This window comes from Streptomyces sp. NBC_01446, assembly GCF_026340095.1.
Classification (GTDB): domain Bacteria; phylum Actinomycetota; class Actinomycetes; order Streptomycetales; family Streptomycetaceae; genus Streptomyces; species Streptomyces aureus.
This window is the reverse complement of the sequence record NZ_JAPEPO010000001.1, coordinates 114814-128010: the sequence shown is the minus strand read 5'-3', so window position 1 is coordinate 128010 and position 13197 is coordinate 114814. Positions and strand designations below refer to the sequence as shown.

Genomic DNA, 13197 nt, shown 5'->3' with positions numbered 1-13197 from the left:
GCCAAAGGCCCGCCGCCGTCACGGTCCCTCCCGGAACGGTCCCCTCCCCATCTGCTCCCGCACGGTCACCACGGGCGGGCTCACCAGTCCGCGCCGCTGCCAGTTCGCCCCGTCCACGACGAGTGTGTGGCCGCTGATGAAACGGGCGTAGGGGGAGGCGAGGAAGGTGGCGGCCCATCCCAGTTCGCGGGGCGCGCCGACGCGCAGGGCGGGCTGCCGGGCGTCATGCTGACCGTGACCCGCCTCCAGGCCGAGGTTGGCGCGGATGTCCCCCGTCATGTCCTCGTGCGGCATGAGGCCCGGCACGAGCCCGTTGACCTGGATCCCGTACGGGCCCCACTCCACGGCCAGCGTCTCCACCATGTTCTTCACACCCGCCTTGGCCGCCGCGCTGTGGGCGAAGCCTGGACCGCCCGTCCACGCGTAGGAGGCGCCGACGGCGATCACCGAGCCCGGCGTGCCGGCCGCGAGGTGTCTGCGGCCGAACTTGCGGGTCATGTAGAAGGTGCCGTTGAGGGTGATGTCGACGACGGTGCGCCAGGCGTTCGGGCTCATGTCCTCCGCGGGTACGGGGAAGTTGGCGGCCGCGTTGTTGACGAGGACGTCGGGGGCCCGCCCGTGGGCCGCCTCCGCCGCGTCGAAGACCTCGGCGATGCGGTCCGGGTCCCTGATGTCGCAGACCGCGGCCGTCACCGTGCCGCCGTCGCGGCTCACGCTCGACAGTTCCTCCAGTGCGGGCTCCAGGTGTGCGGCCCTGCGGCTCACGATCATCACGTCCGCGCCGAGCCGCGCGAACTCGGCGGCGACGGCCTTCCCGAGCCCGGTACCGCCCCCGGTGACCAGGACCAGGCTTCCCCGGTACGTTCCCGAGGGAAGCGCCGTCGTGCCGGCCGGGGGAGGGGCGGGCAGCCCCCGCGCGGCCGTCGGGTGGGCGGGGCCGGTCGAGTCCGTCATGCCGGTATCGATACCGCGTGGACGCCGAAAGCTCCATGCCTGCGACATTGCCCTCGACATCGCCCGCGACATCGTCTGGGAGAAGCCCGCGAGGGTGTGCGCGAAAAAGGGTCCCCGGCCTGTTCCCAGATATCCAAGCGACCGCTTAGTATGCGAGCGAGCCCGGTAAGACGCAGAAGTCCCGTGGAGGCCCCGCATGCAGGCATGGCAAGTGCACCGGAACGGCGAGCCGAGCGAGGTGATGGAGCTCGCCGACATCGAGCGGCCCGTCCCCGGGGACGGACAGGTCCTGCTCAGGGTGCGCGCGGCGAACATCAACTTCCCGGACGCGCTGATGTGCCGGGGCCAGTACCAGGTGCGGCCGCCGATGCCGTTCACGCCCGGCGTGGAGATCTGCGGCGAGACCGAGGACGGCCGGCGCGTCCTGGCCAACCCCGCGCTGCCGCACGGCGGCTTCGCCGAGTACGCCGTGGCGGACGCCGCCGCCCTGCTGCCCGCGCCCGACGCGCTCGACGACGCCGAGGCCGCGGCCCTGCACATCGGCTATCAGACCGGCTGGTTCGGCCTGCACCGCAGGGCGCACCTCCAGGCGGGCGAGACGCTCCTCGTGCACGCGGCGGCCGGCGGCGTCGGCAGCGCCGCGGTCCAGCTCGGCAAGGCCGCCGGCGCCACCGTCATCGGCGTCGTCGGGGGCGAGGAGAAGGCGAAGGTGGCCCGCGACCTCGGCTGCGACGTCGTCATCGACCGCCGCGCGCAGGACGTCATCGCCGCCGTGAAAGAGGCCACCGGCGGCCGGGGCGCCGACGTCATCTACGACCCGGTCGGCGGCGAGGCGTACACGCAGTCCACGAAGGTCGTCGCCTTCGAGGGCCGGATCGTCGTCGTCGGATTCGCGAGCGGCACGATCCCCAGCCCCGCCCTCAACCACGCCCTGGTGAAGAACTATGCGATCCTCGGCCTGCACTGGGGCCTGTACAACACCAAGGACCCGAAGCTGGTCGCCCACTGCCACGAGCAGCTCACCGAGCTCGCGACGCGCGGCGCGATCAAGCCGCTGATCAGTGAGCGCGTGCCGCTGGGCGGCGCGGCAGCGGCCGTGCAGCGCGTCGCCGACGGCGTCACCACCGGCCGCGTCGCCGTGGTGCCCGGCCACGAGGGGGCGGGCGCATGACCGACGCCGCCGAACTGCGCCGCCGCACCCAGGAGTTGCTAGCCGCGTATCCGCCCGCGACCACGGACCGTACCGACTTCCTTAAGGCCCGCTTCGACGCCGGCCTTTCGTGGGTGCACTATCCGCAGGGCCTCGGCGGGCTCGGTCTGCCGCGCTCGCTCCAGACCGTCGTGGACGCCGAACTCGCCGCGGCGGACGCCCCGGACAACGATCCGCGCCGCATCGGCATCGGCCTCGGCATGGCAGCCCCGACGGTGCTCGGCTTCGGCACCGACGAGCAGAAGCAGCGCTTCCTGCGCCCGCTGTGGATCGGCGAGGAGGTGTGGTGCCAGCTGTTCAGCGAGCCCGGCGCGGGCTCCGACCTCGCGGCGCTCGGCACCCGCGCCGTGCGCGACGAGGCCACCGGCGACTGGGTGATCAACGGCCAGAAGGTGTGGACGTCCGGCGCCCACACCGCCCGCTGGGCCATCCTCATCGCCCGCACCGACCCGGACGTGCCCAAGCACCGCGGCATCACGTACTTCATCTGTGACATGACCGATCCCGGTGTCGACGTGCGGCCGCTGCGCCAGATCACCGGCGAGGCCGAGTTCAACGAGGTGTTCCTCACCGACGTCCGCATCCCGGACGCGCACCGCCTCGGCGAGATCGGCGACGGCTGGAAGGTCGCGCAGACCACGCTGATGAACGAGCGTGTGTCGATCGGCGGCTCCCGCATCCCGCGCGAGGGCGGCATGATCTCCGCGGTCGCGAAGACGTGGCGCGAGCGCCCCGAGCTGCGTACCCACGATCTGCACCAGCGGCTCCTGAAGCTGTGGGTCGAGGCCGAGGTCGCCCGTCTCACCGGCGAGCGCCTGCGCCAGCAGCTGGTCGCGGGTCAGCCGGGCCCCGAGGGCTCCGGCATGAAGCTCGGCTTCGCCCGGCTCAACCAGGAGATCAGCGGCCTGGAGATCGAACTCCTCGGCGAGGAGGGCCTGTTGTACGACGACTGGACCATGCGCCGGCCTGCCGTCGTGGACTTCCTGGCCCGTGACGCCGGATACCGCTATCTGCGCGCCAAGGGCAACAGCATCGAGGGCGGGACGAGCGAGGTCCTGCTCAACATCGTCGCCGAACGCGTCCTCGGGCTGCCGTCCGAGCCGCGCACCGACAAGGACGTCGCCTGGAAGGACCTCGCGCGATGAGCGATCTGCTGTACACGGAGGAGGAAGAGGCGCTGCGGTCCGCCGTGCGCGGCCTCCTCGCCGCCCACTGCGACGCCGCGTCGGTGCTCGCCCGGGTCGAGACGGACGAGCCGCACGACCGTGCGCTGTGGAAGTCGCTCGCCGAGGGGATGGGGCTCGCGGGCCTGCTGATCCCCGAGGAGCTCGGCGGCCAGGGCGCGACACACCGTGAAGTAGCCGTGGTCCTGGAGGAGTTGGGACGCTCCGTCGCCCCCGTTCCCTATCTCACCAGCGCTGTCGTCGCGACCGTGGCGCTCCTCGACTGCGCGGGCGACGAGGCTTCCGAGCTGCTCGGCGCGCTCGCGTCGGGCCGCACCGTGGGCGTGGTCGCCGTGCCCCTGCCGGCCGCGCCCGGTCAGGCCTTCAACGGCGTACGTGAGGAGGGCGGCCGGCTGCAGGGGCGGGTCACCGGCGTCGCCGACGCGGCGGCGGCCGATGTGCTCCTCGTGCCGACGAGCAGCGGTCTGTACGCGGTCGACGTCACCGACGACGGCGTCACCGTCGAGGCGCGGACGTCCCTCGACCCCACCCGGCCCGTCGCCACAGTGACTTTCGTCGGTGCACGCGCGCGCGTGCTGACCGACAACGCCGTTCCGGCCGTCCGTCGCGCGCTGCGGGCCGGAGCGGGACTTCTCGCGTCCGAGCAACTCGGCCTCGCCGAATGGTGCTTGACCGAAACGGTCCGCTACACGCGCGAGCGCCGCCAGTTCAACCGGCCCGTCGGTTCCTTCCAGGCGCTCAAGCACCGGCTCGCCCAGGTGTGGCTGGAGGTCGTCGGTGTCCGCGCCGCGGCCCGCAGCGCGGCGGACACCCTCGCCGCCGGGAGCGACGACGCCGATGTCGCGGTGGCCGTCGCCCAGGCGTACGCCGGACCCGCAGCCGTCCACGCGGCGGAGGAGGCGCTCCAGCTGCACGGCGGCATCGGCATGACCTGGGAGCACCCCGTCCACCTCTACCTCAAGCGGGCCAAGGCCGACTCGATCGCCCTGGGTTCGGCGGGCAGGCACCGGGAGGAGCTGGCCGAGCTGGTCGACCTCCGGGCGCCCTGACGCCGGGCCCGATGTCAGACATGACACCGGTCCGACGCCGGGCCTGACACCGTTCCTGACACCGGGTTTTACCTTCCCTTGACGAAATGGCATTATTGCGACCCGTTCGCAATAAGAGTTGATCTTCAATAGGGGTGGGCATGGTGGTCAGGCCGGCACGAGGTGCGACAACGGTGGCGGCGGTCGCCGCATTGTCGGTGACCGCCGCGGCCTGTTCGGCGCCCGGCGCCTCGGGCGGGGCCGGCAAGGGGCGGGCAGCGTCGAGCGCGGTCGTGGGCATCGCCTACGAACCGGACACGCTCAGCCCGCTCCTGGGCTACGGCAAGGACGGCAACTCCAAGATCTTCGACGGGCTGCTCACCCGCGACGCGGACATGGAGCTGAAGTCCGCGCTCGCCGCCGCGCTGCCGAAGGTGAGCGCCGACGGCCGCACGTACACGTACAAGCTGCGCGACGGCGTGCGGTTCAGCGACGGGAAGCCCTTCTCGGCCAAGGACGTCGTCTTCACCTACGAGACGATCCTCGACAAGAAGACCAACAACGCCTCCAAGACGGAGCTCGACGCCGTCGACACGGTCGAGGCCGAAGGCGACGACACCGTCGTCTTCGCCTCAAGTACCCGTACGCCCCGTTCGCCGAGCGCACCGTCCTGCCCATCGCGCCCGAGCACATAGCGGGCAAGCAGGACGTCAACACCGGCGACTTCACCACGAAGCCGGTCGGCACCGGGCCGTACACGCTCGTGAAGTGGTCCAAGGGCGAGAAGCTCACCTTCATGGCCAACCCGCGCTACTGGGGCTGCGAGCCGAAGCTCAGGAACTTCACCATGGCCATCATCAAGGACGACGACGTGCGCGCCACCCGGCTGCGCTCCGGAGGCCTCGACGGCGCCGTCCTGCCGCCCGACCTCGCCGCGACGTTCAAGAGCGACGGCGACAAGAAGACGTACGCCGCCCGCACCTTCGACTACCGCGTCGTGACCCTGCCCACCGGCAACAAGGTCGCCGGCGACACCGCCGTCAGGCGCGCGCTCGACATCGGCGTCGACCGCAAGGCCATGGTCGACTCGATCCTCTACGGCGCGGGCAAGGAGGCGTACGGGCCGGTTCCGATCGACAGCCCCTGGTTCACCGAGGGCACCGAGCGCACCCACGACCTCGCGGCGGCCGAGCGGATCGCCGACCGCGTGGCCGTGATGTACGCGAGCCGCATCGTCGAACTCGCCGACGCCTCCGGCTTCTTCGGCAGTCCCGGGCCCCGGCACCCGTACGCCCGCGGCCTCCTCGGCGCCCTGCCGGAGCGGGAGTTCACGCCCATCCCCGGGATGCCGCCCGAACTGGGCGCGCTCCCGGTGGGCTGCGCGTTCGCCGCGCGCTGCGACCGCGCCACCGGCATCTGCGGGACCCGCCCCGCACTCGCGGACGGCGTGGCCTGCCACCATCCCGCGACCGTCGAGCTGGAGGCACCACGTGCTTGAACTGATCTCCGTCACCGCCGGCTACGAGCGCGGCAACCCCGTCGTGCGGAACGCCGGCCTGACCATCGCCAGCGGCGAGGCCGTAGGTCTGCTCGGGCCCAGCGGCTGCGGCAAGTCCACCCTCGCCCGCGTCGCCGCCCTGCTCCACCGCCCCGACTCCGGCCGCGTCGTCGGCGACGGGGAGCCGGCCCGCGGCTGGCGCCACCGCGCACCCCGCGAGCAGCGCACTGCGTTCGGCGTGGTCTTCCAGCAGCTGCGCATGTCGGCTGACCCACGACTGCGCCTCGCCGATCTCATCGCCGAACCGCTGCGGGCCGCCGGCCGGAAACCGGACGATCGTGTCGGCGAACTGGCCGCGTCCGTCGGCCTGGGCACCGACCTCCTCTCGCGGCGCCCCCACGAGGTCAGCGACGGCCAGCTGCAACGCGCCTGCCTCGCACGCGCCCTGGCCCTGCGCCCCCGCTGGCTGATCTGCGACGAGATGACCGCGATGCTCGACGCGTCCACGACGGCGGCCCTGGTGGGCGTCGTGGAGGCCTATCGCGCGGAGACCGGTGCGGGACTGCTGGCGGTGGGCCACGACCGGCGCCTGCTGGAGGGCTGGTGCGGCCGGACGGTGGAGTGGGACGCGCTGGGCTCCGCCGGAGACGGCAGGTGAGCCAGGGCAGGGCCGACCCCCGCCCGGCAGCCCTCCGTTCACCCTGAGCAGGCAGGTGAACGCGGCAGGCAGGTCCGGCCAACTCCCGCCCCGGACCTGCCCATTGACCCCTACGGGACCTCATACTCGCTGAGGCCCCGTACGGCACTCCCCGGGAGGAACGCATGGCCCACCTCACCCGCCGCAGAGCCCTCACCACCCTCGCCGCGGCGGTCACCGCGACCGTCGCCGTGCCCGGGTACGCGCAGGCGACCGAGCGGGGACGCGGCCCCCGCCCCCTGCTGCGCGCCCACGCGCACAACGACTACGAGCACCCCCGGCCTCTCCTCGACGCCCTCGACCACCGCTTCGCCAGCGTCGAGGCGGACATCTACCTCGTCGAAGGTCAGCTCCTCGTCGCCCATGACCGGGTCGACCTCGACCCGAAGCGCACCCTCGCGGCGCTCTACCTGGAACCGCTGGCCGCCCGCGTCAGGGCCAACCACGGCTCCGTGTATCGGGGTCACCGCACGCCGCTCCAGCTCCTCGTAGACATCAAGACCGAGGGCGCGGCCACCTACCTCGAACTCGACCGCCAACTGCGCGGCTACCGCAACCTGTTCACCACCTGCGCGCACGGCAGGGTCCGCACCGGCGCGGTGACCGCCGTGATCTCCGGGGACCGCGCCGCCCGCGAGCCCATGGAGCAGCAGCGGGTGCGCAGCGCGTTCTACGACGGCCGCCTCGCCGACCTCGGCGCCGCCGCGCCCGCCTCCTTCACCCCGCTCATCAGTGACAACTGGGCGAACAACTTCACCTGGCAGGGCACGGGACCGATCCCGGCCGCCGAGCGCGAGAAGCTGCGCTCCATCGTGTCGGCGGCCCACCGGGAGGGCCGCCGCGTCCGCTTCTGGGCCACGCCCGACGTGGCGGGACCGGAGCGCGACGCGGTGTGGGGCGAGCTGCTCGCCGCCGGCGTGGACCACCTCAACACGGACGACCTCGCGGGGCTCGAAGCGTTCCTCGACGCCCATGAGAAGTAGCGTCCACCGCCACATCACTCGTTCGGGGGACACGTCACTCGCCCGGGCGCAGCCTCCGCTACGCCACACTTGCGGCCGAAAGCCGCGGTGTTGGCGTGGCGGAGGAGGTTCGGCGATGTCCCTGTCGATTTCGGTCGTGCTGCTGCTTCTGATCCTGGCGGTGGTCTTCCTGCGCAACGGCGCGATGAAGATCTCGCACGCGATGGTCTGCGTGCTGCTGGGGTTCCTGCTGGCCGGCACGAGTATGGCGCCCACGCTGCAGAACGGCCTGACGGCGACGGCGGGGATCGTGAGCGGCCTGCATCCGTGATCGTTCCACGTTCATCCACGGGGTGAGTGATCGTTTCGTGTTCATGAACAACACCCCTATGCGCATGGACACTTCAAGGGCGTGGCCCTAGCTCCGCGCCATGACGAGCAGAGCCCTGAGCCGTGCCCTCGCCCTGACCACGACGATCGCCGCGGCCGGCGCCGCATCCCCCGCCCAGGCCGACGACATCCCGAAGGCGCCCGGCCACCGGCTCGTCGAGCAGTACGCGGGCGCACCTGCCGAGGCGCGCCCCGTGCCGGGGCAGGCGCCGCCGCAGCACCCGTATCTCGCGGCGAACGGCCGCAGCGGCATGCACGCGGACGCGGCCGGCAGCGGCACGTATCCCTGGAGCGGGCCGCTGGGGAACACGCCCACGGCGAGCAGCGAGAAGATGGCCGCGCTCGGCGGCGAATGCGCGACGGTGACCTTCGACAAGGACGGCCGCATCGTCACCGTCTGCGGCACGTTCACCGGCTTCCTCGTGAAGCTGCTCGACCCGCACTCCCTGAAGACCCTCGCCGAGTACAAGCTCCCGCAGCGCCCGTCCACCGTTGAGGCGATCACGCGGCTCGACTTCTCGAAGATCTTCAAGGACACCTCGGGCGGCGCCTACTCGTACCTCGACGACGAGGACCGGCTTGTCCTCGCCGACTCGCGGCAGCACATCATCAGGCTCGCGCACGAGCAAACGGCGGACGGCAGTTGGCACTTCCGCGTGACCGACGACTGGGACCTGACGGGACAGGTGCCGCACGACTGCGTGAGCTGGACGAACCTCTACCCGAGCGGCACGTGCGACCCGGTCACGTCGGTGATGCCCGACTGGCAGGGCCGCGTCTGGTGGGTGACGCGACAGGGCCGTGTCGGCACGGTCGACCCGGCAGACGGGACGATCAAGTCGATCCAGCTGCCGGGGGAGGAGATCCAGAACTCCTTCTCGGTGGCGAAGGACGGCGTCTCGATCGTCTCCGACCATGCGCTCTACAGCTTCGAAGCGGCGGCGGACGGCACTCCCAAGGCCGTGTGGCGCCAGACGTACGACCGCGGCACGGGCACCAAGCCCGGCTCGGTGAACCAGGGTTCGGGCACCACGCCCGACCTGTTCGGTGCGGGCGAGGACTACGTCGCGATCACCGACAACGCGGACGACCGCATGAACATCCTGGTCTACCGTCGCGGCCGCGAGGTCCCCGACGACCGGCGTCTCGTGTGCAAGGTCCCCGTCTTCGGCTCCGGCGCCTCCACGACGGACAACTCCTTGATCAGCTACGGCAACAGCCTCGTCGTCGAGAACAACTACGGCTACGAGGACATCACCTCGCTCACCTTCGGCCGCTCCGTGGTCGGCGGAGTCACCCGCGTGGACGTGCGCAAGGACGGCTCGGGCTGCGACGCGGTGTGGGAGAGCAAGGTCCGTTCCCCCTCCACGGTCCCCAAACTCTCCACCGCGAACGGCCTTCTGTACTTCTATACGAAGGACCCCAACTCCCTGGGCATAGACGCCTGGTACCTCACGGCGGTCGACTTCCGCACGGGCGAGCCCCGCTGGAAGCAACTGGCGGGTACGGGAGTCGCCTACGACAACAACTGGGCCCCGGTCACGCTCGGTCCGGACGGCACGGCGTACGTGGGAGTCTTCAACGGACTGGTGGCGGTGCGGGACGGTAAATGAGACGCGCGGCGGGCTCCGAGTAGGCTGCTCTCAACAGAATCCAACAGAACCGAACGCGTCGGTCGACGGAGGAGCTCGCTGTGAAGGTATTGATCGCCGGAGGCGCCGGATTCATCGGAAGCACGATCGCCTCGGCCTGCCTGGACGCCGGGATCACCCCGGTCATCCTCGACAGCCTGGTGACGGGGAGGCGGGAGTTCACCGAAGGGCGCGTGTTCTACGAGGGTGACATCGCGGACGGCACGCTCGTGGACCGCGTCTTCACCGAGCATCCCGACATCGACGCGGTCATCCAGTGCGCGGCTCTGATCGTGGTGCCGGACTCGGTCGCGGATCCGGTGGGCTACTACGAGGCGAACGTGGCGAAGAGCCTCGACTTCGTCGGCCATCTCCTGCGCAACGGCTGCCCCCGCATGATCTTCAGCTCCTCCGCCTCGATCTACCGCGCGAACGACGACCTGACCGTGGACGAGGAGTCCGCCGTCGAGCCGCTGAGCCCCTACGCCCGCACCAAGGCCGTGTGCGAGGCGATGTTCGCCGACATCGCCGCCACCCGGCCCCTCCGCGTACTGTCCCTGCGCTACTTCAACCCCATCGGGGCCGATCCCAAGATGCGCACGGGCCTGCAACTGCCGCGCCCCAGCCATGCCCTGGGCCAGATGATCCTGGCCCAGGAGGACGGCGTGCCGTTCCGGGTCACCGGCACCGACTACCCGACCCGCGACGGCTCCGGGATCCGGGACTACGTGCACGTCTGGGACCTGGCCGCCGCCCATGTGGCCGCCCTGCGGGCCTTCGACACCCTCCTCGCCGGGGCGACCACGTCCACCGCCGTCAACGTCGGCACCGGCACGGGCACCACCGTGCGTGAACTCCTCGACGCCTTCAACAGCGTGACGGACGCGCCGATCGCCTCCGTCGACACCGTGCGCCGGCCCGGTGACGTCGTGGGTGCCTATACGCGCAGCGACCGGGCGAGGGAACTGCTCGGGTGGCAGCCCCGGTACTCGGTCGCCGACGGCATCCGTGACTCCCTTCGGTGGGCGGCCCTCCGGGGCGAGATCCTGGCCGGGTAGGGCGCGGCGGTCAGCGGCGCGAGAAGACCCCGATCCCGTTCGCGACGGCCCGCTCCGGGGAGTCCGTCGGGTGGTTCCTCACGGTGGTCGTCGCGGCGCCCGGGTCCTTCGTGACCAGGGTCGACGAGCCGCCGCCGTCCAGGCTGAAGGCGTCGTCCGCGCCCAACTCGCGCATCGCGGCGGCGACTTCCGCGATGGTCAGGCCTGTGCGGTACTGCGGGGCGCCGTCGAGGGCCAGGAGGTACAGGCGGCGGCCGTCGGCCGTGGCGCCCGCGGCGGTGCGGACCGCGGCCGTCTTGGCGTCCAGGCCGGGCAGCGGTGCGCCGTCCCGCAGTACGGGGTAGCCGCCGACCGCGAACTGGTAGGGAACGTGTGACGTCGCCGCCACCAGGCGGTGCGTGATCCGGACGTGGTCGCCCTCGGACAGCTTCCGCAGCTCCTGCGCGCCCGCCTCGCGCCCGACGAGGACGGTGGTGCCGGACGCTATGGGCCCACTGCCGGGCGTGTCGGCCGATGACACGACGCGGCCGTGGCGCACCGTCACCTCGTACGTGTCCGTGCTGCACGGCGCGGCCCGGTTCGTGTCGGTGCCGCAGGTGGCGCGCACGCGCGACACGGCGCCCCAGTCTGAGGTGAATGCGCCGACCGAACCGACCGGCAGGGCGTACTGGTTGAGGCCGCCGAGCGGCAGCCGCCGGCCGTCGGCGTCGACCGATCCTTCGAGGGCCATGCGGTCGAGCCGGACCCGGTGGTCCACGCCCACGCCGAGCACGTCCTCGGTGGTGGTGCCGGGCGGGAGCGCGGGGCCGAAGCGCTGGCCGTTCGGCACGGCGGACTTGAGCGTCCGGCCGGTCGCGACGGCCGGACCGACGGAGGCGCCGGTGGCCTCCACGCCGGGGTGCTGGGACTCGGTGATGTTGAAGAAGTCGCCGTTGACGCCGCCGACCGCGCCGCTCGCGTCGGCCAGCGAGGAGACGGTGGCCCGGGCGCCGACCGCGTCAGGGTGCAGCAGATCGACCCGCACCCGCGCGTTGCGCAGGTCGACGCTCAGCACATGGGCGTGCGTGAGGCCCTTGGCCGCGGGGATGTCGAACTCTTCGTAGGTGACGCCCGGGGCTATCGCCGTGCCGCCGCCCTCCGCGCCACTGGCCGGCGCCGCCCCGGCGAGGACGGTGCCGGCCAGCGCGCCGAATGCGGCGCAGGCCGCCAGGGCCGATCTGTAGCGTCCGTCGCGATGTCTCACGTGACCCCCTGCTGTCCGCGTAACTCACCCCTGTCACAAGGGAGTTCACCAGACGCGGAGGGGCACGTCGATGGCTAGGCGTCGACCAGCCGGGAACGGATGAGGAAACGTACTCCTTCGGGCGCTTCCAGGGAGAAGCCGCTGCCGCGGCCCTCGACCACGTCGACGATCAGCCGCGTGTGGCTCCACACCTCGAACTGGCTCTTCGACATCCAGAACGCGACCGGCTCCGCGACGCCCTCCACGGTCAGGGACGCGAGCCGCACGTCGCTGCCGCCCGTACGGAACTCGCCCTCCGGGTAGCACATAGGGGCGCTGCCGTCGCAGCACCCGCCGGACTGATGGAACATCAGGGGCCCATGGGCCGTACGCAGCCGACGCAGCAGATCGGCGGCCGCAGGGGTCAGCTCCACACGCGGGGCCTCGTCACTCACGGCGGGTTCCTTCCGTAGGACGGTGTCGCGGGGCCACAGTCAACTCCCCGCTACGTTGCAGGAAGGTTGCGCCCCGCGCCAGGCCCCGGGATCTAAGAACCCTCGGGGACCAGCTGTTCGCCCAGGAAGGACACGACGCGTTCGCGGGCGGCGAGCGCCGGGTTGCCCGGCTCCTCGCGCACCTCGGCGGTGAGCACCGCGTGCGCGGTCTTGGCGAAGCCGCCCGCGTTGCCCGGGGACGAGTCCAGTTCGATGACCTCGAACGCGTCGCCGAGGTGCTCGCGCAGGGTGCGGAACCGCTGTTCGGGCACCGCCTTGTCCTCGCTGAAGCGCAGGCCGAGCACGCACAGGCCGGACTCCTTGGAGCGGGTGACGACCGTGTCGAACTCCGCGCGGGACAGGCCCGGGTCGACGCGCCGCGCCCCGCTGACCGGGAACGGGACCGACGGCTGGCTGAGCACGGGCGCGAGCACGACGTCGTCCACCGCGGCCGCGAGCGCGAAGCCTCCGGTGAAGCACATGCCGATGACGCCGACCCCGGGACCCGGTGTGCGCGCCGCGAGATCGCGGGCCAGCGCGCGCAGATAGTCCGCGATCGGCCGGCGCGCGTTCGTGGCGAAGGCGCGGAACTCGGAGGCGACGCAGAGCCGGGCCACGACCTTGAGCGCGTAGCCGACGGACTCCTCGCGGCCCGGCTCGCCGAACGGGGACGGGACCGCGACCGTGAACCCCTGCGCCACCAGATGGTCGGCCAGGCCGAGCACGGCGGGCGTGATGCCGGGGATCTCCGGGATCAGTACGACACCGGGACCACTGCCTTTCTCGTACACGTCGTAGGTCAGCCCGGCGCCCGTGAACGGTGCCTTCTGCCAGCCGGTGAGATCAGAGGTCGGTGCCGATCCGGTCAC

General features: G+C 71.8%; 12 protein-coding genes and 2 pseudogenes. 10 read left to right on the top strand and 4 right to left on the bottom strand.

What is annotated here, in order from left to right; all coding sequences use genetic code 11:
* Positions 1–18: 18 nt before the first annotated feature.
* A complete protein-coding gene (locus OG456_RS00570) occupies positions 19–954 on the bottom strand; it encodes an SDR family oxidoreductase (protein ID WP_266556047.1) in 936 nt (311 codons plus the stop codon).
* A gap of 196 nt (positions 955–1150) precedes the next feature.
* Between OG456_RS00570 and OG456_RS00565 the strand changes: the two genes are divergently transcribed.
* The 10 genes and pseudogenes from OG456_RS00565 (at position 1151) to galE (ending at position 10612) form a co-directional block, all read left to right on the top strand.
* Entirely contained in the window at positions 1151–2125 is a 975-nt protein-coding gene (locus OG456_RS00565) for an NADPH:quinone oxidoreductase family protein (protein WP_266556045.1), read from the top strand.
* Complete coding sequence (locus OG456_RS00560; protein WP_266556043.1) at positions 2122–3309, top strand: acyl-CoA dehydrogenase family protein; 1188 nt, start codon at positions 2122–2124, stop codon at positions 3307–3309. The genes OG456_RS00565 and OG456_RS00560 overlap by 4 nt, the downstream gene beginning before the upstream one ends.
* Complete coding sequence (locus OG456_RS00555) at positions 3306–4397, top strand: acyl-CoA dehydrogenase family protein (RefSeq protein ID WP_266556041.1); 1092 nt, start codon at positions 3306–3308, stop codon at positions 4395–4397. The genes OG456_RS00560 and OG456_RS00555 overlap by 4 nt, the downstream gene beginning before the upstream one ends.
* 140 nt (positions 4398–4537) lie before the next feature.
* Positions 4538–5517, top strand: a pseudogene (locus OG456_RS00550) (ABC transporter substrate-binding protein); the annotation flags it as partial.
* Positions 5518–5544: 27 nt separating this feature from the next.
* A pseudogene (locus tag OG456_RS50770) lies at positions 5545–5874 on the top strand (oligopeptide/dipeptide ABC transporter ATP-binding protein); the annotation flags it as partial.
* Positions 5867–6532: an ABC transporter ATP-binding protein gene (locus tag OG456_RS00540; protein WP_266556039.1), complete on the top strand. Its 666-nt coding sequence runs from the start codon at positions 5867–5869 to the stop codon at positions 6530–6532. The pseudogene OG456_RS50770 and the gene OG456_RS00540, both read left to right, overlap by 8 nt.
* Positions 6533–6696: 164 nt before the next feature.
* Positions 6697–7554 (top strand): phosphatidylinositol-specific phospholipase C/glycerophosphodiester phosphodiesterase family protein, encoded by an 858-nt coding sequence (locus OG456_RS00535; RefSeq protein ID WP_266556037.1) that lies wholly within the window; start codon positions 6697–6699, stop codon positions 7552–7554.
* Positions 7555–7669: 115 nt separating this feature from the next.
* The gene (locus OG456_RS00530) at positions 7670–7864 is read left to right on the top strand and encodes a hypothetical protein (protein ID WP_266556035.1); all 195 of its coding nucleotides are present in this window, start codon (positions 7670–7672) and stop codon (positions 7862–7864) included.
* A gap of 100 nt (positions 7865–7964) precedes the next feature.
* Positions 7965–9536, top strand: a complete 1572-nt coding sequence (locus tag OG456_RS00525) for a hypothetical protein (protein ID WP_266556033.1) — start codon at positions 7965–7967, stop codon at positions 9534–9536.
* A gap of 80 nt (positions 9537–9616) precedes the next feature.
* Positions 9617–10612, top strand: coding sequence for a UDP-glucose 4-epimerase GalE (gene galE, locus OG456_RS00520; protein WP_266556031.1), 996 nt, complete (start codon positions 9617–9619; stop codon positions 10610–10612).
* 10 nt (positions 10613–10622) lie between these two features.
* On the opposite strand, the gene OG456_RS00515 is transcribed toward galE, so the two are convergent.
* The 3 genes from OG456_RS00515 to OG456_RS00505 all read right to left on the bottom strand — a co-directional run bounded on the left by OG456_RS00515 (position 10623) and on the right by OG456_RS00505 (position 13197).
* Positions 10623–11855 carry a phosphodiester glycosidase family protein gene (locus OG456_RS00515; RefSeq protein ID WP_266556029.1) on the bottom strand — a complete coding sequence of 411 codons (1233 nt, stop codon included), beginning with the start codon at positions 11853–11855 and terminating at the stop codon, positions 10623–10625.
* Positions 11856–11929: 74 nt separating this feature from the next.
* Positions 11930–12289, bottom strand: a complete 360-nt coding sequence (locus OG456_RS00510) for a DUF779 domain-containing protein (protein WP_266556027.1) — start codon at positions 12287–12289, stop codon at positions 11930–11932.
* A 92-nt stretch (positions 12290–12381) separates the two neighbouring features.
* On the bottom strand, positions 12382–13197 hold the full coding sequence (locus OG456_RS00505) for a dienelactone hydrolase family protein (protein ID WP_266556025.1): 816 nt from the start codon (positions 13195–13197) through the stop codon (positions 12382–12384).

Excerpts from the sequence above, each read along its gene's own strand:
- OG456_RS00525 (WP_266556033.1), top strand. The coding sequence starts at position 7,965 with ATGACGAGCAGAGCCCTGAGCCGTGCCCTCGCCCTGACCACGACGATC.
- OG456_RS00555 (WP_266556041.1), top strand. The coding sequence starts at position 3,306 with ATGAGCGATCTGCTGTACACGGAGGAGGAAGAGGCGCTGCGGTCCGCC.
- OG456_RS00570 (WP_266556047.1), bottom strand. The coding sequence starts at position 954 with ATGACGGACTCGACCGGCCCCGCCCACCCGACGGCCGCGCGGGGGCTG.
- OG456_RS00530 (WP_266556035.1), top strand. The coding sequence starts at position 7,670 with ATGTCCCTGTCGATTTCGGTCGTGCTGCTGCTTCTGATCCTGGCGGTG.
- OG456_RS00565 (WP_266556045.1), top strand. The coding sequence starts at position 1,151 with ATGCAGGCATGGCAAGTGCACCGGAACGGCGAGCCGAGCGAGGTGATG.
- OG456_RS00535 (WP_266556037.1), top strand. The coding sequence starts at position 6,697 with ATGGCCCACCTCACCCGCCGCAGAGCCCTCACCACCCTCGCCGCGGCG.
- OG456_RS00560 (WP_266556043.1), top strand. The coding sequence starts at position 2,122 with ATGACCGACGCCGCCGAACTGCGCCGCCGCACCCAGGAGTTGCTAGCC.